Here is a 21,064-nt window from a genome sequence, read left to right as displayed (position 1 = left end):
AAAGCCGTGCGTCTGACATCTATCTGATTGTTGAAGAAGGATTCTACAAGCGTACCTTGGATATTCACCGAACACTAGGGTTGCTCTTGCACACTCAAGTCTCGATTAAGCAATTGCTTAAATACTAAGTTCGCTTGCGTTTCATTATGTAGCAGACTATGAGAATTTAATAAAAAAGATATATAGGATGCTGAAGGCTGGTGGCAATTTAGTTTTTACAGTTGAACATCCTGTTTTTACTGCTCATGGAACACAAGACTGGTATTATAACGAAAAAGGAGAAATACTGCATTTCCCGGTGGACAATTATTATTATGAGGGCAAACGGACAGCTATGTTTTTGGAAGAAAAGGTTACAAAATATCATAGAACACTGACCACATATCTAAATACACTGCTTTCAAATAGTTTTATAATAAATCAGATTGTGGAGCCACAGCCGCCAGAGAACATGATGGATATTCCGGGGATGGCGGATGAAATGCGACGCCCAATGATGCTGATTGTATCGGCAAAAAAGAAGATGTAATAATATAGAAAAAATAAACGAGGAGTATGTAAATGAGATCAGAAAAAGAAATGATGGATTTAGTACTTTCTTTAGCAGAACAGGATGAACGTATTCGAATTGTGACCCTTGAGGGGTCACGCGCAAATATTAATATACCTAAAGATGAATTTCAGGATTATGATATTACATATTTTGTAAGTGATATAGAACCGTTTATATCTAATGATGACTGGCTTAATCAATTTGGGAATATAATAATGATGCAAAAGCCGGAGGATATGGAATTATTCCCACCTGAAGAAAAGGGATTTTCCTATCTTATGCTATTTGATGATTACAATAAAATTGATCTTACCTTATTGCCCTTGGAAGAGTTAGATAATTACCTAAAGGGCGATAAATTAATAAAGGTTCTAATTGATAAAGATTGTAGAATTAAAAGGGACATAGTTCCGACTGATATAGATTATCATGTAAGAAAGCCAAGCGCAAGGGAGTATGATGATTGCTGCAATGAATTTTGGAATGTAACACCTTATGTTATTAAAGGATTGTGCCGCAAAGAGATACTGTTTGCAATCGATCATCTGAACCAGATTCTACGGTTTGAACTACTTAGGATGATGTCGTGGAAGGTTGGGATAAAGACAGAATTTTCATTAAGTGTTGGGAAAAATTATAAGTATATTAACAAATACATTGATGAAGATCTATGGAATAGATTATTATCTACATATCGCATGGATTCCTATGAAAATATTTGGAAGTCATTATTTATATGCCACCAATTGTTCAGGGAAGTGTCCAAAGAGGTAGCAGAACTACTGGGGTTTGATTATCCAGAGTATGGTAAGAACATAACAAGATATACCGAGGACATGTATAAAAAATATGTTGAAAATGACTATTTTTAAAGATTAGCAAAGATTATTAACCATAAGCAAGGGGTGTAAATGTATGGAAAGTACTGATGTTATAAATGAAATTAGAGGTATATTACCTCGTAACTCAATTGGAAAATATGATTTACTAACTATTTTTACACATAAAACCGTTTTTGATAAAATTGTAAAAGTACTATCATTGGATTTTCAAAATAAAGTAGATTATGTGGCTGCCCCAGAAGCAATTGGATGGATACTAGGCACTGCCATAGCCAAAGAACTTGGAGTGGGGTTTATTGGAGTAAGAAAAGGTGATAAGCTGCCATACGCAAAAGAAGAGATTATTTCGACACATTTTACCGACTATTCAGGTCAAGATAAAAGCTTTGAAATATCTAAGAGTTCTATTGTGAGGAACAAAAGAGTTTTGATTGTAGATGATTGGATAGAGACAGGTTCTCAAATGAAGGCTTTAATAGCTTTGTTAGAGAAATTGGATTGCAGCATTATTGGGTTGGCTACTATTGGGATTGATATAAATGAGGTTACTCAAAAATGGATAGACAGCAGTTTTGTAGCTTATATTGGCTCAAACATATAATAAACCGAAAGAAAATCTTGAATCAAAATTTTGGATGGCGTTAATTTACAATACAACGAAAGATGTTTACTCTTTTTTTATAAATTTTAAGAGGCGTTAAAAAACAGTTTTCAGACGAAAGGAGATCGAAGTTGAGTATAGATTTAAGTAACAAAAAAATTCCGAAAGAAGCAATTCAAGCATTAAAAACTATAGCGGAACTACTTGATAATATGTTAATTGGGGTGTATTTGTATGGTTCGGCAGTAATGGGTGGTTTACGTATGAATAGCGATGTAGATATTTTGGTAATAACAAATCAAAGTTTATCTGAAAAAACTCGAAGGAATCTTACAAATAGGTTAATGCTTATATCTGGGAAAATAGGAAACATAAAAGATATGAGGCCTCTTGAAGTTACGGTCATAAATCAAAAGGATATTGTCCCTTGGCATTTCCCCCCCAAATATGAATTTATGTATGGCGAGTGGCTAAGAGAGCAGTTTGAAAAGGGAGAAATTCCTGAGTCGACTTATGATCCGGATTTAGCAATACTTTTAGCACAACTAAGAAAAAATAGTATTAACCTTTTGGGACCAAAGGCAACAGAAGTAATTGAGCCTGTGCCAATGACAGATATTCGAAAAGCAATTAAAGAATCGTTGCCCGGGTTGATAGCTAGCATTAACGGTGACGAACGCAATGTGATTTTAACTTTAGCCAGAATGTGGCTGACAGCATCTACTGGTGAAATTCGCTCAAAAGATCTGGCAGCTGAATGGGCGATACCTCAATTACCCGATGAGCATGCTACTTTACTCAACAAAGCGAGAGAGGCTTATTTAGGAGAGTGTGTTGACAAGTGGGAAGGAATGGAATCTGAGGTGGCTGAACTCGTTAATCATATGAAAAAGTCTATAGAGTCTTCCCTTAATATCCAATTACCTTTTCGAATAGTTTAAATATAACAAAGACTAGTTGTTAATGTGCATTATTGATTGCTTCGATATGTTCCCCCATATATCAGTTTCTTAAAAAATAATCAAAATACCGTTGATACGTTCCCGCGAACGAAAGGGTTAAAAATCAGCTTAAGACATCAATGCCATCAACTCGAGCCATGTCGAAGTAGTCGGTTTGTTGTCCAAACTTCAAGTCCACCAGACAATTGATGTAGATATTAATTTGGATGAAATTAATTTTTCTCTCAAACGAGAGAATATCTTTAAATAACCCCGGTTGAGAATGCTACCTGTCTATCATTTGTTTACTTGATGATACATGGCACTGAGATATCGCAGTGCCAAGTTCTGTATGATGTTTGAGCACATCAGTGCTACATCAAAACTACAAAGGTAAAGTTGGTCACAAGATAAGACTTCGTTAGCAATATCAAGTTTGATAAGGAAAACTCAGTCAAAAATTGACGGTATTGTGGCATTCATAATAGGACTTGACCCTTGTATTCGTCATCAAATCAATAATGGAAGTGTTTATGATGAACGTGGAATATTGAGTTTTTAGTTGAATTTAGAAGGTAAGCATGATAGAATGTATTTACAAATCATCTTTACAATGAGGTAAGAACTATGGCAAGCACACAGCCCGTCAACTTTAGAGCGGATTCAACTTTTTATAAACAAACTAAAGAAATTTTAGCAGATGAAAAGCTGACTCTGTCTGATATCTTCAATGCTGCTCTTCGTAAAATTGCGACTGGAGCGGTTGATCCAAAAGAGTTCGTTAACAGTGATTTACAAGAGACGCAATATCAAGTTGCTTTTGAGGACTTGAAAAAGGAAATTCTAATCGGCCATCAAGAAATCGAGCAAGGTAAACTAACAACTTTGGCAGATGTGAGAAAGGAATTTGGGCTTGAATAATCATAAACGATACCATGTTTCCCTTACGGATCAAGCCAAAAAGGACTTAAGAGAGATTCATGAGTATATTTTACTGAATTTCTACAGTCAACAATCTGCCGACAGCAAACTAGACCTTATCCTAACTGCACTTGAAACTCTAGAGACCTTTCCTGAAGCTTGTCCTTTGGTGTCTAGTCGTGGTTACGGGGAATTAACAGATGATAGTAAACGGTACCGATATATGCCGATCGAGAATTATCTAGCTTTTTATCACATTGATAATCATGAGGTTTATGTTGCAAGGATTTTGAACTCTAAGCAAAATTGGGCTAAATTATTCAATAAATAACGACCATTTTTTTATGCGAAAATTAAGGATATGGTATTTTCAGTGGTTATAAAAAATAATATCGCCATTAATAAATCTGGTAACAGTCAAAGTTTATTAGGTATGAAACAAGTTACATTACCGATTGTAGAACAAACAACTTTGGACGAAGTTGAGATCTCGATATTACCACCTTATTTTGATGCATTTAAAGAATTGGCGAAATGAGAATACTAGCTGTTGAATAGGTTATTGAATGACACAGTAGGATTCTTCAAGTAACTGGTGGTTAGATGATTTAATGATCTTGGTTTAATAAAATTTTCTATCTCTTCAGCTTTTAGTACATATTTTGGTGTTGAAAACTGTCCGAGTATTGAAGAAAAGGTTGTTAGACATAATAGAATTAGAGTACGACAGACTGTGGCTACAATGAAGTAATTTTGGAGCTTCAGTTTTGTTTTGCTTTTAAGATAAATCAAAAATTGATTTGTTATTTGAATCCCCAAATATAGCTAAAACCTATCAGCAAATGCTGAGAGCATAACTCTGCTTGTAATGGCCTATCTATTATTGAACATAAGTGATAATAAGTAGCTCTGTCTTATTGATTTTTCAAATTAATTGAAAACGAGTTTGTATAAACAGAAGAGCACCGGTGCATCAGTAGTGATCATTTGGATTGTATATTGACAAAACCAGCAAAAATTATTGGAGAGAATTCAGATTCATTTAATTTTGATAAATTCTGGATGATACTATGATATGATATTGCTGAGGATGATGGAGAGAAATAAAGGAGGGATATTTTGGATTTAATAGGTATGAAAGCCTTATCGTATGAGGAACTGCGGGCTTTATATAAAAATTTTCTACTTCGTCAGAAAATTTCTAAAGCGACCATCAACACTGCTTATACTGATACATTTTACCTTTGGAGAAAAGGAAGCAAAGAGCTTTTTTGGAGAACAGTGACTGCTAGCGATTTTGAAAGTGAAGCAAGGAAGACCTTAATAACAGCTCTCTCTGAGAATTCTAAAGGGAATAGTAAATTGCGGGTAAGTGGTTATCTATCTCATCTTAGGAGATTTCGTATGTTTTTGTCCTCAGAAGAATTGATTAATCCTATTGAAACTAAACACCAGGACATATCGAAGCCAAAAACAGCATGTCGTGAAATCATTTTAAATAAAATGTATGTTGGAGGCTATTTGTCTGAGGGAACTAATATAGGTCATGAAATCATTAACCTTTATAAAGCAGATGATGGAAAAAATTATATCTACCTTAACTCACAAGGAACAATAGAGTTATCTCATGGTGAAAATAGTCTTACTATTTTGTTGGTTCGTAAATTTGCCTCGAAAATATATAAAGTACTAGCTAAAGCAGAGGGGATTACGATTCTTGATTTTGCCGACAACAAACTATCTAGAAAAAAGAGATTTGAAGGACAAGTTGCATTAGGATTGACCTATGGTGGAGTAAGTCTTGTTGATTTATTTAATGAAAATTCCTTTCGTGGCAGTCTTGATAATGAAAAAAATGCATATACTACATTTGTTGCTGAAACAGTTATTAGGCCGAAAAATCAGATTTATATTACTGACGATGAATCTGTAAGCGGAGATAATACTTTTTTCATTCGTACAAATAGAGGATTTGGTAAGCAAACATTAAGGGAATTCTACAACGAAAAAGAAAAGCCAGAGTCTTTCATTGATTTGAATCAAATAATAGAAAACGAAGATTTGTGGGAAGAATCCAATACGACGCAAGTAATGTCCGAAGTAGTCGAACCTCAAACAAACCCGTACTTTAATTTCCTGAAAATAATCAGGCAGGAAGATAGTGAACTAGCTTTTTCAAATATGTTTGCTTACTTTTTTAATATCAATAAAATTGCATTTACTAAGTTCGCAAGAAAAGTTTTATCTAACGATATACAAACTGATTTTACCATTGAGAGAGAGAAGAAAAATATTGACCTACTCATTTGTGATAAAAATAATGCTATCGTAATCGAGAATAAAATAAAATCAAGCATTAATGGTATTAATGATAGGCATGATAAATACAGCAATCTAGTCCAGTCTCAACTAAAAACATACTATCAATTTGTTACAACTGATGCTGAGTATTCTAAGAAAACGGTTAGTTGCTTTATTTTTTCGCCCAATTATAACCACATTGACTTGAGCAAGTTTTCATGCGGTGAAAAATATACTGTGGTTTATTACAGAGAAATCTATCATTTCTTTCTTGAAAATAGAGACTTGTACGACAATGTTCCTTATTTTGAAGATTTTATAAATGCCCTGCAAAAGCATACAATGGACTATGATAATGAGTTGGAGGAAGAAATGCAAAGAAGATTCCAAAATACTATTTACAAAGCCAAAAAAAGAGCAACAGATGGGATTACATAATGTGTGTTAAATAAAAGAGGTTGATTGAAATTGAATGCAAAAATAAAAATATATCATTTAAAATGAAGAGAAAAAATGCTAATAATAAAGTAAGTTAAGGTGTTTCTCCATCATTTAAATGGGAGGTATCGTTTACTTGAAACATGCGATTGATAGAGGCTGGGCAGAAAGTCCAGCCTCGCTTCTCAGAGTTCGTGTCAACATCTCAGCGCAGTGGTTGATTGGCTTTAACAGTCTGGGAGACTGTTAAAGGTAGGAGATAAGATTTGCACAGCAAATCTCAGCAGTTCGTGTTTCACACTCCAAATCTAACCACTACGGCTGATGCGAACGAGTTCGCTTCATTTCCAACCTCCAACAGTCACTACTCTGACTGTTGGAGCTGTGCAGGGGTGGGAGTTTAAAAGGTCTGGGAGACCTTTTAAAGTTGGAGATATAAGCTGACGGCAGTCAGCTCACATAAATTGAAGTCTGGGGATAGACTGTTTCAGCTCAACAACTCGAAACGAAAAATTGTTGACGAACTCTTTTTAGACTGGTTGAGTTCTTTCCCACTCCCAGTCTACTATGGAAATCAATCTGGCCTATCTGTCCTGAACGAAAAATGTTTTAAAATTTTCTTATTTCAATGAAATAACTGAATATGTTTATCTAGAGTCAGTTGATTGTAGGCATTTACTTTCAAAAACAGATACTAAGTATAAACGACAAGGAGGTATACTATGCTTTATTTGTATTTAATGACAAATAAGAATGAATTGACTGAACAGTTGATTAAGGACCATGTTGAATATTTGAAGCAACTGGATGCGGAAAATAAGCTTGTTCTATGTGGACCTTTTCATGATTATCCTGGTGGTATGGTTGTTTTTAACGCAGACAATTATGACCAGGCTATTTTGATTGCTGAAAGTGACCCGTTTATCTATTCTGGTTGTAAAACCTATGAATTAAGAAGTTTAGAAGTTGCCAACAAAGACAATCATTATCTACTTTGAGGGTGTAAAGGTATCAATAGTCAGTTATATGGGTGGTCAAGCAAATGTCTAACATTTTAATTACCTCTTTCATCTGTTATTGGTCGGTGTCCCAATGCTCTCCTCTATTAACTTTTGCCAATAAAAAATCTGATACTAAAAACAAAAAACGGATATAAGTTATTGATATATTTATATACCAAATGATATACTATGAGTATCGGAGAAAGTAAGTGATGGAAACTTTTGTTCACTCCTCATTTGCTATCCAATTTGTAATATATCCTTATGTGTCATTGTTTTCGAAGGATTCCTATGATTATGAAAAAGATACGAATTATTTGCTTATTTATTTTGGTCTCTATTTTTTCTGGTATTCCAGTCCATGCTAATCAAACGAATATTGATTACCCAAGCCTTAACTTGCTTACCTTTAAAAAGGAAAAACAGCTGGTTCTTGGAGAGTTTGATAGTCTAGGTAGAGCTACATCAGCTCACATTCAGTTACAAGATAAAGATGAGCCTAAAAAACGGAGAGAACCCAAAATAAAATATAATCCTGTCGGTTGGCATAACTATAAACTAGCTTATGGGAATCAAGGCAAGAAGTCATGGTTATTTAATAGGGGACACCTGATAGGATATCAGTTTAGTGGCCTGACAGATGAGGGGAAAAATCTGGTTCCGTTGACTGCTTGGACCAATAGCGGTCATTATAAGGGGACGGATGCCAGTAATAGTGAAGGAATGCTCTACTATGAGAATCGATTGGACAGTTGGTTGGCGACACATCCCAATTTTTGGTTAGACTATCAAGTAAAACCGATTTATAATGGAAATGAATTGATACCACGTCAAGTAGTACTTCAGTATGTTGGTCTTGATGAGTCAGGGAATCTGATCAATATCCAACTCGGCGGTTCAAAAGAATCTGTAGATAGCAATGGAATTACTACAGTCGTTTTGGAGAATTACTCTAAAAATGCCACAATTGATTACTTGAAAGGAACTGCAACACCGTCCCTAGTTCCAACTGAGGAAAGTAGTCAGTCATCCTCTCCTAGCTCAGCGATTGAATCGCAACCAAGTGAGAGTGTAGAAGCATCTCAACCAGCCACTCAGCTGGCAGCTGTTGTTTATATTGCAAGGAACGGAAGTGCAGATGTTTATTGGTATTCAAAAGAAAACATGCCATCCAATACTAATTTTTCAAAAGTAAAAGAAATGTCAGAAGAGGAAGCACTCAGTCTAGGAAAACGACATACGACGAAAGAGTAATTCAACTCTTGTTCTGGATAGAATTTGAGAAATAAATAAAAATATATAAAAAACGCATAAAATCGATGTGAATGAAACTTGATTTTATGCGTTTTATGATATGTATGAAAAATCTATAAGACCAAACTATGGTAGAAGAAGTTGGAACGATGTTTCTCTTTCCGTACTGCTTACGGATAGTTTCCCATGGTGTTTTTCTATGATTTCTTTTGTTAGTGCAAGTCCGATACCCATTTGGCCACCTTTTCCTTTATAAAACCGTTCAAAAATATGAGGCAAGTCTTGATCTGAAACTGGTTCGCCATCATTAGAAATCGTCAGTTTTAGCGGTCTAGATGAGCTTTCGATTGAGATGATCATCTTACTTGTAGCATATTGCAAAGCATTGCATAAAATATTTGAAATCGCTGTACCTAGATATTCTTCATTTGCATTGATTTCAATATAGTCTGCATCAAAACGATGTCAAATTGAATATTTTTCATTATACTGTTGATTTGTAGCGACCAGGTTATGTCATAAATGAGATCGGTAAGTGACAGATTTTCTGTAGTCATCGGTCTAACTTAGCATCAATTTTTCTCCTTATCCCATTTAACCATACTGAAAAACTTGTAAAAAACATGTTTATAAACTATAATACATAGAGCAAGAGATAGGAGGGCAGAAAGTGATAGAAAAACGTTTTGGCAACAACAACGAACTGAGCTGGATTATTATCCATTCTGGGAGAGAAATCATTGATAAAAAGTTAGTAGATGAATATGACTTAGATAATGAATTAATTTCTTACGCTCTTGATAAAAATGAACGGGCCCATTTAGAATACAATGTAAAACTCGATCGCTTATTATTGATTTTTAATCTTCTTGATATAACCAGAGAGGATAATTATTATGAAACAACCCCTATGGCCTTTATCGTTCAACAGAATCAATTTATTACCATTTTTAATGCAAGAAATGCCTATTTGCTGGAAAAACTAGAAAACTATTTGGCGAATAATTCAGTGTTGACCTGCCAACAGTTCCTATTTGCCGCCTTAACGATTGCTTCCAAAGAATATTTCCCTGTTTTGGATCAATTGGATCGTGATAAAGATACGCTCAATGCTAAGTTGAGAAAGAGGACGACCAAACAACTGCTATTAGAACTGTCTGACTTGGAAACTGGATTAATCTATTTACTTACCGCAGGAAATCAAAATGTGCTCGTGTTGGAGCAATTGCGGAACCATCCACATATTCAAAAACTCGGTAGCATTGAATTGGAAGAACTGGATGATGCATTAATTGAAGCCCGTCAGCTAGCAGCCATGACACAATTGGATTCTCAGATTCTACAACAACTTTCTGGTGCCTACAATAATATCTTGAACAATAACTTGAATGACACCCTGACTATCTTAACGATAATATCCATTTTACTCGCAGTTCTTGCTGTTATCACTGGATTCTTTGGGATGAATGTTCAGTTGCCATGGCAAAACGAGCCACAAGCGTGGATTTGGGTTGTAATAATATCTTTGGTATTGCTCATTTCTATTACTACAATATTAAACTGGTTAATATCAAGAAAAAATTAACCTAACTAAATAAGAGTGGACATCAAAAACTAATATTTTTGATGATTCAAACAAGTAAGACAAAAAGCGACCGTTACAGAACTACGTTAAATAGTTCCTGTACGGTCGTTTTTTTTATTTTAGGTAACTTTGATCGTTATGACTTAACCAACAAATTCGTTGATTTCTTTTTCGATATTAGCGATTTTTTCTTCTGCTTCAGCCAGTGTTTCACCGACAGTCGCAATGTAGAATTTGATTTTTGGTTCTGTTCCAGAAGGGCGTACTGCAAACCATGAATCATCAGCCAAGGTATATTTCAAAACATCAGATGGAGGAGTAGTGAGTTTTTCAACATTTCCATCTTTGTCAGTCTTGGTTTGAAGGGCAAAGTCTTCAAAGACTGCGACATCTGTTGCGTTAAATTGTTCTGGTGAGTTATCACGGAATTTAGCCATGATAGCCTTGATTTGTTCTGCACCATCTTTACCAGAAAGAGTAACTGAAATAGTTTTCTCAGCAAAGTAGCCATATTCTTTGAAGATTTCATCAATACCATCAGCTAAGGTCATGCCACGAGAACGATAGTAGGCAGCAATCTCAGCAACGATTAAAACAGCTTGGATAGCGTCTTTATCACGTACAAATGGCTTGATGAGGTAACCAAAGCTTTCTTCAAAACCAAACATGTAAGTGTAGTTGTGTTTTTCTTCAAATTCTTGAATTTTTTCAGCAATGAATTTGAAACCTGTCAAGACGTTGAACATGGTTGCGCCGTAGCTTTCAGCAATCTTAGTAACCAACTCTGTTGATACGATTGATTTAGCAAGGGCAGCATTTGCAGGAAGTGTGCCCGCTTGTTTGTGAGCTTCTAAAATATATTTGGCGATAATAGCACCGATTTGGTTACCAGAAAGGTTCCAGTAAGAACCATCTGCTTGGCGTACTTCAACACCAACACGGTCCGCATCAGGGTCTGTTGCAAGAAGAACATCAGCATCTACTTCGCGACCTAGTTCTTCTGCCAATGCAAAAGCGGCTTGGCTTTCTGGGTTTGGAGAAGCAACAGTTGAGAAATCAGGATCTGGAGTCGCTTGAGCTTCTACGACTTGTACAGATTCAAAACCAGCTTGTGCAAGAGCACGACGAGCCAACATTTCCCCAGTACCATGAAGAGGTGTGTAGACAATCTTCATATCTTTGCCATATTCAGCAATCAATTCAGGATTGATACTCAAATCTTTTAATTCTTCAAGGTATTTTACGTCTGTTTCTTCACCAAGAACAGTGATTAAACCATTTTCTTTACTTGCTTCAAGATCAGCCAATTCAACTGTAAATGGATTCTCAATGGCACGGATATAGTCGGTCAAAGCAGCTGCGTCTGCTGGTGGCATTTGTCCACCGTCTTCCCCATATACTTTGTAACCGTTGAATTCTTTCGGGTTGTGGCTAGCAGTCACCATAATACCAGCAATAGCATGATAATGACGAACTGCAAATGAGAGTTCAGGAGTTGGACGAAGGCTTTCAAAGACGTATGATTTGATACCATGTGCTGCCAAAACTTGAGCAGATTCAAAGGCAAATTCTGGAGAGAAGTGACGTGAATCATAAGCAATAGCAACACCACGTTGTTTAGCTTCTTCACCTTTGGATTCTACCAACTTGGCCAAACCTTCAGTAGCTTGACGGACAACAAATACGTTAATGCGGTTTGTACCAGCACCGATATAACCACGCATACCAGCAGTACCAAATTCAAGGTTTGTGTAAAATGCATCTTCCTTTGTCTTTTCATCCATTGCGACCAATTCTTCGCGCAAATAGTCAGGTAGATCAGCAAAGTCGAGCCAAGTTTGATAGGATTCTTGATAAGTCATTGTAGTGTCTCCTTAAAATTTTTCTATTAAACGCTTTCATTATACCATTTTTGAAAGAAAAAATCACGCTTTCACGTAATTTTCTGATATTTATTTTTGAATTTTCTGTAAAGTTGGAACAAGCGCTGCAGTTAATACAGAAGAAATGATCATTTCTGCAATTGAATTGGTACCTAAAACGGTTGCTAACATTGCTTGAATATTTCCATCAAAGACAGAGGAGAAGAGGAAGAAAATACCTCCAAGTACAAAAATAGTATTGGTCATTGAACCAATTGCACCAGCAATAAATAATCCTTGGCGATTTTTCATTAATTTGTATACGAAATAAGGTGTAATCCCGATTAATATACGAGGGACAACTGCAATGATGATTGAATAAACATTACCATTTTCAACAAATGGGGAGAAAAGATAGCTAGTTGGTAGTCTGATGATAGTATTATGGGTAATACTCATCAAGCCCATGAGAGCCCCTAAACAAGCCCCAACCCGTGGGCCGTATATAATAGAAGCAATAATGACTGGGATATGTACGATGGTGGGTTTTATTGGAACAGGCAATATATTAAAAATAATTGAACTCAATATATTGATGACAATCATGACAGCAAAGAAGATTGCAATTGTAGCAATTTGAGTTGATCTATTTTTTTTCATAAAGAGTGTTACTCACTTTCTCTAAAATATCAGTTACCTCAGCCAAGGCCCCAGTTCCAAAATCTCCACAAGCGAGTAGAGCTTCCCGTGGTTTGATTTCTTCAAATCCATACTCTACTAGGGTATTCAAATTTTTCTGTGTTGCAGGATTGATGTACATATTTGTATTCATAGCAGGGGCAATCAATTTTGGGGTTCCAATTGGCAAAGCCAATGCTGTGGCCGTAACAATATTGTCAGCCATACCGTGGGCCAATTTTGCAATGGTATTGGCTGAAGCTGGCGCAACTAGGAATAAATCCGTTTCTTTTGCAATATCAATGTGTTTAATGAGACTTGGATCTTCTTCCACCATGACATCAGTATGGACAAGATTTTTGGACAGTGATTGAAGTGTAAGTGGAGTAATGAAGTCCATAGCAGAGCGACTCATGAGCACGGTCACCTTATGGCCAAGTTTTGTTAATTGACTGGTCAAATCAGCAGCCTTATAGGCTGAAATAGAGCCTGTCACGGCAAGTGTTATATTAGCCATTTTGTTCACCTTTTTCTAGGGTATCTAAAATCAGCTGGGCAATGTCTTCCTTTGTGTTTGCCAGCAATTCTGTAGTCGGACTCACTAAAAATCCAATATGCTGTTTTTCGCTGATGTCGTTCAAATCATTTGCAAGGATAAAATCAGCACCATTACGCGAAATACTCTGACGTGCCACCGCAAATAATTCTTCCTTTGGAACACCAACTAAAAGCTTAAATCCTATCAGCGTGATAGTCGGATTCCATTCCTTAACATAGGATATAACCTTGGGTGTTTTTTTCAGAAAAAGAACTTGATACTCATCATTGGAGGAAATCTTGCTTTCTGTATTTTGCTTATCCAGCAAGCTAGAAATGTCATCCGTATTTTTAAGTTCATCTAATCCAGTCATGTAAACAGGTGTATAGTCAGAGACAGCCATACTATGGATGAGAGCCTGGTGTGTTTTGACCAAAGGTTCTAATGTAACTTTCAAACTCTCTACATTGGTAATCTGGACAATGGTTAACCGCTCGTGAGGCGCTGGCTTAACAGCCTGTTTCGTCGTAAGCAGAGTAACCTCGTGCCCTGCATCCAAGGCTTTTTCAGCAATCAATTTTCCTAAATGACCAGAGGCGTGGTTTGTTATGGCGCGGACTTGATCAATGGCTTCACTAGTCCCACCAGAAGTAATCAATAATTTCATGTTCATATTTTACTAAAATTTCTATTTTTCGTAAAGTTTTAGAGACCGTTTTCAATTAGGAAATTGCCAAATATATCATTTATATTGGAAATAAGACGAGTAAAATACGTACGTTTTAAACCAATGATATTGAAATAATACATGATTTATGAAATCTATGCTATACTATATCTATATAAAAGGAAAATAGGAGAAGTTATGAAGTCAGATATCGAAATTGCACAAAGTGTAACCTTGAAACCAATCACAGAAATCGTTGAAAAAGTTGGTATCAGCTTTGATGATATTGAACTTTACGGAAAATACAAGGCAAAATTGTCTTTCGATAAAATCAATGCAGTCAAGGAAAATGCGCCTGGTAAGTTGATTTTAGTAACAGCTATCAACCCAACGCCAGCTGGTGAAGGTAAGTCAACCATTACCATCGGTTTGGCTGATGCTCTTTCTAAAATTGGAAAGAAAACCATGATTGCATTACGCGAGCCTTCATTGGGTCCAGTGATGGGGATCAAGGGTGGCGCTGCAGGTGGAGGTTTTGCGCAAGTTTTGCCAATGGAAGACATCAACTTGCATTTTACTGGCGATATGCATGCCATTACGACAGCAAACAATGCTCTTTCAGCCTTGATTGACAACCATCTCCATCAGGGAAATGCATTAGGTATTGACCAACGCCGTATCATCTGGAAACGCGTTGTAGATTTAAATGACCGCGCTCTTCGTAAGGTAACTGTTGGCTTGGGTGGTCCGCTCAATGGTATTCCTCGTGAAGATGGATTTGATATTACTGTAGCTTCTGAAATCATGGCGATTTTGTGTTTGGCGACAGACATCAATGACTTGAAAGAACGGTTGGCAAATATTGTTATTGGTTATCGTTTCGATCGCAGTCCTGTCTACGTGCGTGATTTGGCGGTGGAAGGTGCTTTGACTCTCATTTTGAAAGATGCTATCAAGCCAAACCTTGTCCAAACCATCTATGGCACGCCAGCTTTTGTTCACGGTGGACCATTTGCGAATATTGCTCATGGCTGTAACTCAGTGCTTGCAACTGCAACAGCTTTGCGCTTGGCTGACTATACTGTGACTGAGGCAGGCTTCGGTGCAGACCTTGGCGCAGAAAAATTCCTAGATATCAAAGTTCCAAACCTTCCAAAAGCACCTGATGCTGTGGTAATTGTAGCGACACTTCGTGCCCTTAAAATGCATGGTGGTGTAGCTAAGTCAGATCTTTCTGCTGAGAACGTAGAGGCTGTGAAAGCTGGTTTTGCGAATTTGAAACGCCACGTTGAAAATATTAAGAAATTTGGTATTCCAGCAATTGTAGCCATTAATGAATTTGTATCAGATACTGCTGATGAGATTGCAACCTTGAAAGAACTGTGTGCTGAAATCGGTGTACCAGTTGAATTGGCAAGTGTTTGGGCAAATGGTGCTGATGGTGGTGTTGAGTTAGCTGAGACAGTTGTTGCAACAATTGAAAATCAGGTTGCAAACTACCAACGCCTTTACAAATCAGAAGATAGCCTAGAAGAGAAAGTGACTAAGATTGTCACAGAAATCTACGGTGGTACAGGTGTTGTCTTTGAGAAGAAAGCACGAAATCAACTAGCTGAATTTGCCAAGAATGGATGGGATCAATTGCCAGTCTGCATGGCCAAGACCCAATACAGTTTTTCAGATAATCAATTTGCACTGGGTGCTCCAACTGGATTTGCAATCACCGTTCGTGAATTTGTTCCAAAATTGGGAGCTGGCTTCATTGTTGCCTTAACTGGTGACGTAATGACCATGCCAGGCTTACCAAAGGCACCTGCCGCACTTAATATGGATGTAGCAGAAGACGGCACTGCAATTGGATTGTTCTAAGAGCCACAAAAAATCCGCTTTTTACGCGGATTTTTTCTATATTCATACTTTTACTTCTATACTCGAATGAAGACCCTTCAGATAAGGAACTGAGGTGTAGGTATCTAGAACAGCCTAATGGGCTGTTCTAGGTTGGAAATAGGACTTGCGGAACAAGTCACTTTCGTAGAGTACGGCAAGCAGTATCAAAGCTAATTCAAATAACTATCTTCAGGGAGTTTATCTACCATGTGATAGGCAAGCAAACCAAGTAAGATACTCATTACTGGGAATACTGTACTGAGGATACCTGTATTGAAGGGAGAATTAAACAGGAAGTGCAGTCCCATGCTAGCAAATAGCCAACCTGCTCCTTGTGCTTTTGACATACCTGAATCTTTAGTCAATAGCGCAACTAGACCAATTGCAAAGAGCATTGTAAATACCCAATGGGTCCAACCAGCTTGACCAACGCGCTCGATAATGGTTTCGAATCCATCTAATTTACCCATGAACATATCACGGAAGGTAAAAATGCAATCTTCGATTAATTGGAAACAAAGACCGGCAATCATCCCGCTAACCATGGCATGTTTTAGGGTTAGTTTTCGACAGATGAGTAAGACAAGTAGAACCACTAAACCTTTACCAAACTCCTCGGCAAATGGCGCGGAGACTGCAGCTCCCCAATCTGCTTTAAAGTTATCACTTGCTTTAACAATCTCAATCCAAAAGTAGCCTACGGCCATGTGACCAAGTTCTGAGAATGCCATACCAGCAGTTAAACCAAGTAGCCAAGATAGATTTGTAACTTTTTTGGAAATATGATAGTGTTTAGCCAAGTAGCGAGTGAGAAAGAGAAGGGGAAGTAGATAAATTACAACTAATGAAATCGTTAGGAAGAAGAGAGGGTATTTATCCTCCATACCATTTGGTTTTCCAAATTCTCCGAAGACAATTTTACATCCACTGACAAATCCAATCGCTGCCAGCAAGATAGGGAAGTAGGCTTTACAAGAATGAAGTAGCTGTTTCATGTTGTGTCCTTTCTGTATTAATCAACTAATGCATGAGTACATTGTAACAAAGAAAAAAAGTTTTGTCTAGTAATTATCGGTTTTTCCGAACATTTTTTGCCATGTTCTTTCAATTTTTTCACAGCGTAGCAGTTTTATGCTAAATTGATACATTTTTGATAGACTAAGAGTAAACAGAAAAAAGGAGCATCCTATGGAACAATATGATTTAGTAGTCATTGGTTTTGGAAAGGCTGGTAAGACCTTGGCAGGGAAGCTGTCAGCAGCTGGGAAGAAGGTTGCCTTAGTAGAGGAAAATCCTGCTATGTTTGGCGGGACTTGTATCAATATCGGCTGTATTCCAACCAAGACTCTCTTAGTAGCAGCAGATAAAAACTGGACTTTTGAGCAGGTCATGGAGCAAAAGGAAACCGTCACTACTCGCCTGCGGAACAAAAACGAGGCAGTCTTGAAAGGCAGTGGTGCTAGTTTGTATCAAGGTCACGCGCGTTTTGTGGCGGATAAGGTTGTGGAAGTATCTGCTGGTGAGGAATCCATCCAACTGACTGCGGAAACGATTGTCATCAATACAGGTGCTAAGTCGCGCGTGCTTCCAATTCCAGGTTTGTTGGATACAGCTCACGTGTATGATAGTACAGGTATTCAGAACTTGGAAACTCGTCCTGATAAGTTGGCTATTATCGGCGGAGGCAACATTGGACTGGAATTTGCTGGACTCTACAGTAAACTCGGTAGTCTGGTGACGGTATATGAAGCCAGCTCTGCTATTTTACCAAGAGAAGAGGAAGTGGTTGCTAAGCTAGCCAAGGAGTATATGGAGGAAGCAGGCGTGACCTTCGTATTGGGTGCGAAAATAGAGCAAGTCGCAACTGCGGGCGAGCAGGTTGCCCTGACGGTCAATGGTGAAACGACAGTCTTTGATGCCGTCCTCTATGCGACAGGTCGTGTGCCAAACACAGCTGACTTGGGCTTGGAAAATACGGCGATTGAGCTTTTGGAAAATGGTGCTGTCAAGGTGGATGACTATTGTGAAACCACTGTTCCAGGTGTCTACGCAGTGGGTGATGTCAATGGCGGTCCACAATTCACTTACACATCCCTAGACGACTTCCGTATCGTCTTCGGCAAGTTGACTGGGACTGGAACTTATAACTTGAGCCAACGTAAGTCTGTTCCAACCAGCGTCTTTATCACGCCTGTGCTTTCTCGTGTTGGTCTGACCGAGAAGGAGGCTAAGGAAGCAGGTTACGACTACATTGCCAATGAATTGCCTGTTGCCAATATGCCACGTGCCCATGTCAATAATGACCTCAAAGGTATTTTCAAGGTTATCGTGGATAAGGAAAGTAAGCTTGTTTTGGGGGCGACTCTCTTTGGTCGCAATTCAGAGGAGCTGATTAACTTGATTGCTATGGCCATTGACAACCAAATCCCTTATACCTACTTCAAAACACAAATTTTCACCCATCCAACTATGGCTGAGAATTTGAATGATGTCTTTCATTTTTAAATAGTCGGGTGTATTAGATACTGAACAATAGAAAAACAGATGCTCGCTGCTTGGTGAACATCTGTTTTTGTGTGAATTAATCTAGCAAGTAAATTAAATGTTTAGCAATTATTTACATCATGTTGTAATACGATTGGACCAACTGAACAAAATCGTCAACATCATAGGTAGTGTCAAATAATTCTGCCGCAGAGGAATCCCAATAATCTGTTGGGTCAATATGGTCGGTGCCTCCTAGATATTCTGAAACCATTTCATGTGTCCAAACAGTCCCGCTTCCGTCTTCTTCCCCAACTGTCACTGGAAGTTGATATTCGTGTAACATATAGGTAGTATAATATGCAGCATTTGCCAGTTGCATTGCAAAATCATCTTGTGTATAAACATGGGTCATTTCAAATTGAATATAGCTAGAATTGCCATTTGGACCGGCTCCCTGCGACTTGTATGAAGCATCAGCAATTTCTAGAATTGTGTCATTGTCAATGAAACTATGAACAAAAACACCCAATTCATCATAATTATCAATCATATATGTCACTTCACTATCAATGGTTGAATATTCGACCCCAGTATCATGAATGATTACGCCGATTGGGTCACCAGATTCCGTTGCGTAGGATTCTTGTTCAAAAGTTTCCACAATATCTTCTGTAAGATCAACATGAGGGTAACCTAACTGAGCAATATACTGATTGATTTCGTTGGTTTGCACTAGTTCCAAATGAGCAGCTGGGATATAAAATGTTTCGCCATCAACATCAATTGTGGCAAATAAACTTGATTCATTTTCTGATTCCAATGTAAAGTATTCTAAGATAGTTGCCTGACTATTTGCAGGTAGGTTCTGTTCCTCCATACTTTGAAGATCTGTATAAACACGAACAGAAGATTCATCAGCTACTAGAGCAGTTTGGTTGGTGACTTGATTATTTAACATAACTACAGCAGCATTTGCAGGTTGGATTTGATTGAAGAAAAATACTAAAGTAGTGATGGCTATGACAGAAATGGCTAGTGTGATAGTAACTTGCTTTGTAGTAACTGATTTTTTTCGATTTTTTCTCTGGTATGACATGGTTAATAGAATACCAATAGAACATTAATAAAGTCTTAAAAATGAGTAGAAAACGGATTGGAAGAACAGGTAGAGCGATGAGCAGGTATTTTCATATTTGTAGACTCATGTGAGGACAGGTATGATATGAGCTTAACAATCTTACTCAAATACCAATTTGTTCACTTATTTGTTTCCAAATGGTTAAGAAAGAAATATTATTTTTTACTGATGATTGAACAAAATATAGTTGAATTTTTAGTACCACAGCCTTTTCCATGTTACAATAAGGTATCACACTTTGGAGGTGTTATATGAAATGGAATAAAAAGATTGTATTGTCTGTTGTGTTGCTCTTTAGCTTGGTTTCCTTATCAGCCTGTCAATCAATTACGAACTGGTGGAAGAACACCAAGGAAGAATGGATTGGACTAGAAATGACCGTTCGGACTTTTGATGAAAATTCTCAATTAATTGATGAAATGTCTGGGAAGTCCTTGTCTATTTCTCGCAACCAAGAGTTTGACTCTGTGGATGCTGAAGGCTATTCAAATGCAGATTCGTCTGTTTTAAAAGTAACCTTAGGTCAATATGAGATTGATCATGTTGGTTCATCCTTGATTGCGGCGGAAGAGGGATTGGAAGACCTATATGCCAAATACCAAACAACGGTAGATATTGCCAATTATGACCGTTCGATCCCCTTGGTGAATCGCATGGTTTCAAGTTTGAAAAATGATTTTACTGGTAAGGCAAAGGTGGTGCTTATTCGGTCACAAAATGGTACACCTTTGGCAACCTATGTTGGAGATAAAGTTTCGCTATATGCTTCAGATGCACCAAAGACTTCTGAGCTTTTAGTTGATGGCAAACGGTTGATTATCTATCGTTGTGACTATACCATTTATGACAGAGAGCTATTGGAGAATTAAATGATAGTGATTCGGAATGCGCAGGTTGAAGATGCGGCAAATTTGGTGGCCATTTATGCCCCATATGTTGAAAAAACCGCCATTACTTTTGAAACACAAGTACCTGCCGTAGAAGATTTTGCAAATAGAATTGAAAAAACATTGAAAAAATTCCCCTATCTGGTCGCAGTCGATGAGGGACAGATAGTGGGATATGCCTACGCATCGACCTATTATGCTCGCGCAGCCTATGATTGGACGGTGGAATTGTCGGTCTATGTTCAAAAAGAAGCGCGTGGAAAAGGGATTGGCACCTTGCTCTACACTGCTTTGGAGGAGGAATTGACAGCGCGTGGGTTCAAAAACTTTTTAGCCTGCATTGCCTTACCAAATCTTGCTTCCATTGCCTTGCATGAAAAGAGAGGTTATCAGCAGGTGGCTCATTTTAAAAAAGTTGGATACAAATTTGGCACTTGGCATGATATCGTCTGGCTCCAAAAGTCTCTTGTAGGTGACTAA

At 37.5% G+C, this 21,064-nt stretch carries 21 protein-coding genes and 3 pseudogenes; 17 read left to right on the top strand and 7 right to left on the bottom strand.

Features of this window, described 5'->3' with window-relative positions:
* From K6V43_RS00805 to K6V43_RS00750, 12 genes and pseudogenes are all read left to right on the top strand, one after another.
* Positions 1-122, top strand: a pseudogene (locus K6V43_RS00805) (23S rRNA (adenine(2058)-N(6))-methyltransferase Erm(B)); the annotation flags it as partial.
* A pseudogene (locus tag K6V43_RS00800) lies at positions 122-529 on the top strand (methyltransferase domain-containing protein); the annotation flags it as partial. The pseudogenes K6V43_RS00805 and K6V43_RS00800, both read left to right, overlap by 1 nt.
* Before the next feature lie 32 nt (positions 530-561).
* A complete protein-coding gene (locus tag K6V43_RS00795) occupies positions 562-1,425 on the top strand; it encodes an aminoglycoside nucleotidyltransferase ANT(6)-Ia (RefSeq protein ID WP_002294505.1) in 864 nt (287 codons plus the stop codon).
* 43 nt (positions 1,426-1,468) lie between these two features.
* On the top strand, positions 1,469-1,996 hold the full coding sequence (locus K6V43_RS00790) for a phosphoribosyltransferase family protein (RefSeq protein WP_002294507.1): 528 nt from the start codon (positions 1,469-1,471) through the stop codon (positions 1,994-1,996).
* Positions 1,997-2,127: 131 nt separating this feature from the next.
* The gene (locus tag K6V43_RS00785) at positions 2,128-2,937 is read left to right on the top strand and encodes an ANT(9) family aminoglycoside nucleotidyltransferase Spw (protein WP_002294509.1); all 810 of its coding nucleotides are present in this window, start codon (positions 2,128-2,130) and stop codon (positions 2,935-2,937) included.
* Between the two features lie 414 nt (positions 2,938-3,351).
* Positions 3,352-3,499, top strand: a pseudogene (locus tag K6V43_RS00780) (terminase); the annotation flags it as partial.
* Positions 3,500-3,564: 65 nt separating this feature from the next.
* Positions 3,565-3,858, top strand: a complete 294-nt coding sequence (gene relB / locus K6V43_RS00775; protein ID WP_024397468.1) for a type II toxin-antitoxin system RelB/ParD family antitoxin — start codon at positions 3,565-3,567, stop codon at positions 3,856-3,858.
* A complete protein-coding gene (locus K6V43_RS00770; protein WP_222381096.1) occupies positions 3,851-4,189 on the top strand; it encodes a type II toxin-antitoxin system RelE/ParE family toxin in 339 nt (112 codons plus the stop codon). The genes relB and K6V43_RS00770 overlap by 8 nt, the downstream gene beginning before the upstream one ends.
* Before the next feature lie 30 nt (positions 4,190-4,219).
* Complete coding sequence (locus K6V43_RS00765; protein ID WP_222381095.1) at positions 4,220-4,396, top strand: hypothetical protein; 177 nt, start codon at positions 4,220-4,222, stop codon at positions 4,394-4,396.
* Between the two features lie 581 nt (positions 4,397-4,977).
* Entirely contained in the window at positions 4,978-6,597 is a 1,620-nt protein-coding gene (locus K6V43_RS00760) for a PD-(D/E)XK nuclease family protein (protein ID WP_222381094.1), read from the top strand.
* A 722-nt stretch (positions 6,598-7,319) separates the two neighbouring features.
* A complete protein-coding gene (locus K6V43_RS00755; protein ID WP_024392801.1) occupies positions 7,320-7,595 on the top strand; it encodes a YciI family protein in 276 nt (91 codons plus the stop codon).
* 294 nt (positions 7,596-7,889) lie between these two features.
* The gene (locus tag K6V43_RS00750) at positions 7,890-8,852 is read left to right on the top strand and encodes a DNA/RNA non-specific endonuclease (RefSeq protein ID WP_496108333.1); all 963 of its coding nucleotides are present in this window, start codon (positions 7,890-7,892) and stop codon (positions 8,850-8,852) included.
* A gap of 126 nt (positions 8,853-8,978) precedes the next feature.
* On the opposite strand, the gene K6V43_RS00745 is transcribed toward K6V43_RS00750, so the two are convergent.
* Positions 8,979-9,290 (bottom strand): ATP-binding protein, encoded by a 312-nt coding sequence (locus tag K6V43_RS00745; protein ID WP_496108334.1) that lies wholly within the window; start codon positions 9,288-9,290, stop codon positions 8,979-8,981.
* A gap of 232 nt (positions 9,291-9,522) precedes the next feature.
* On the opposite strand from K6V43_RS00745, the gene K6V43_RS00740 reads away from it, so the two are divergent.
* Entirely contained in the window at positions 9,523-10,437 is a 915-nt protein-coding gene (locus K6V43_RS00740) for a magnesium transporter CorA family protein (RefSeq protein WP_222381092.1), read from the top strand.
* Positions 10,438-10,580: 143 nt separating this feature from the next.
* Here the strand turns inward: K6V43_RS00740 and K6V43_RS00735 are convergent, their stop codons facing one another.
* The 4 genes from K6V43_RS00735 to K6V43_RS00720 all read right to left on the bottom strand — a co-directional run bounded on the left by K6V43_RS00735 (position 10,581) and on the right by K6V43_RS00720 (position 14,182).
* Positions 10,581-12,299, bottom strand: a complete 1,719-nt coding sequence (locus K6V43_RS00735) for a phospho-sugar mutase (protein WP_222381091.1) — start codon at positions 12,297-12,299, stop codon at positions 10,581-10,583.
* 90 nt (positions 12,300-12,389) lie between these two features.
* Complete coding sequence (locus tag K6V43_RS00730) at positions 12,390-12,959, bottom strand: ECF transporter S component (protein WP_222381090.1); 570 nt, start codon at positions 12,957-12,959, stop codon at positions 12,390-12,392.
* Complete coding sequence (gene coaC / locus K6V43_RS00725; protein WP_024403784.1) at positions 12,946-13,494, bottom strand: phosphopantothenoylcysteine decarboxylase; 549 nt, start codon at positions 13,492-13,494, stop codon at positions 12,946-12,948. Before coaC ends, K6V43_RS00730 begins: the two co-directional genes overlap by 14 nt.
* The gene (locus tag K6V43_RS00720; protein WP_222381089.1) at positions 13,487-14,182 is read right to left on the bottom strand and encodes a phosphopantothenate--cysteine ligase; all 696 of its coding nucleotides are present in this window, start codon (positions 14,180-14,182) and stop codon (positions 13,487-13,489) included. Before K6V43_RS00720 ends, coaC begins: the two co-directional genes overlap by 8 nt.
* A 198-nt stretch (positions 14,183-14,380) precedes the next feature.
* Between K6V43_RS00720 and K6V43_RS00715 the strand changes: the two genes are divergently transcribed.
* Complete coding sequence (locus K6V43_RS00715) at positions 14,381-16,051, top strand: formate--tetrahydrofolate ligase (protein ID WP_024397098.1); 1,671 nt, start codon at positions 14,381-14,383, stop codon at positions 16,049-16,051.
* Between the two features lie 191 nt (positions 16,052-16,242).
* Here the strand turns inward: K6V43_RS00715 and K6V43_RS00710 are convergent, their stop codons facing one another.
* Complete coding sequence (locus tag K6V43_RS00710; RefSeq protein WP_222381088.1) at positions 16,243-17,067, bottom strand: PrsW family glutamic-type intramembrane protease; 825 nt, start codon at positions 17,065-17,067, stop codon at positions 16,243-16,245.
* A 193-nt stretch (positions 17,068-17,260) separates the two neighbouring features.
* Between K6V43_RS00710 and K6V43_RS00705 the strand changes: the two genes are divergently transcribed.
* Positions 17,261-18,577: an FAD-containing oxidoreductase gene (locus tag K6V43_RS00705; RefSeq protein WP_222381086.1), complete on the top strand. Its 1,317-nt coding sequence runs from the start codon at positions 17,261-17,263 to the stop codon at positions 18,575-18,577.
* Between the two features lie 112 nt (positions 18,578-18,689).
* On the opposite strand, the gene K6V43_RS00700 is transcribed toward K6V43_RS00705, so the two are convergent.
* Positions 18,690-19,655, bottom strand: a complete 966-nt coding sequence (locus tag K6V43_RS00700) for a peptidoglycan recognition protein family protein (RefSeq protein ID WP_261311737.1) — start codon at positions 19,653-19,655, stop codon at positions 18,690-18,692.
* A gap of 293 nt (positions 19,656-19,948) precedes the next feature.
* Between K6V43_RS00700 and K6V43_RS00695 the strand changes: the two genes are divergently transcribed.
* Complete coding sequence (locus tag K6V43_RS00695) at positions 19,949-20,566, top strand: DUF5052 family protein (RefSeq protein ID WP_105126673.1); 618 nt, start codon at positions 19,949-19,951, stop codon at positions 20,564-20,566.
* The gene (locus K6V43_RS00690) at positions 20,567-21,064 is read left to right on the top strand and encodes a GNAT family N-acetyltransferase (RefSeq protein ID WP_222381085.1); all 498 of its coding nucleotides are present in this window, start codon (positions 20,567-20,569) and stop codon (positions 21,062-21,064) included. It abuts the gene before it with no gap.

Source organism: Streptococcus suis, assembly GCF_019794615.1.
Lineage (GTDB): Bacteria > Bacillota > Bacilli > Lactobacillales > Streptococcaceae > Streptococcus > Streptococcus suis_AI.
Note: the sequence above shows the minus strand (reverse complement) of the source record. Positions and strands in the feature narration are given on the sequence as shown.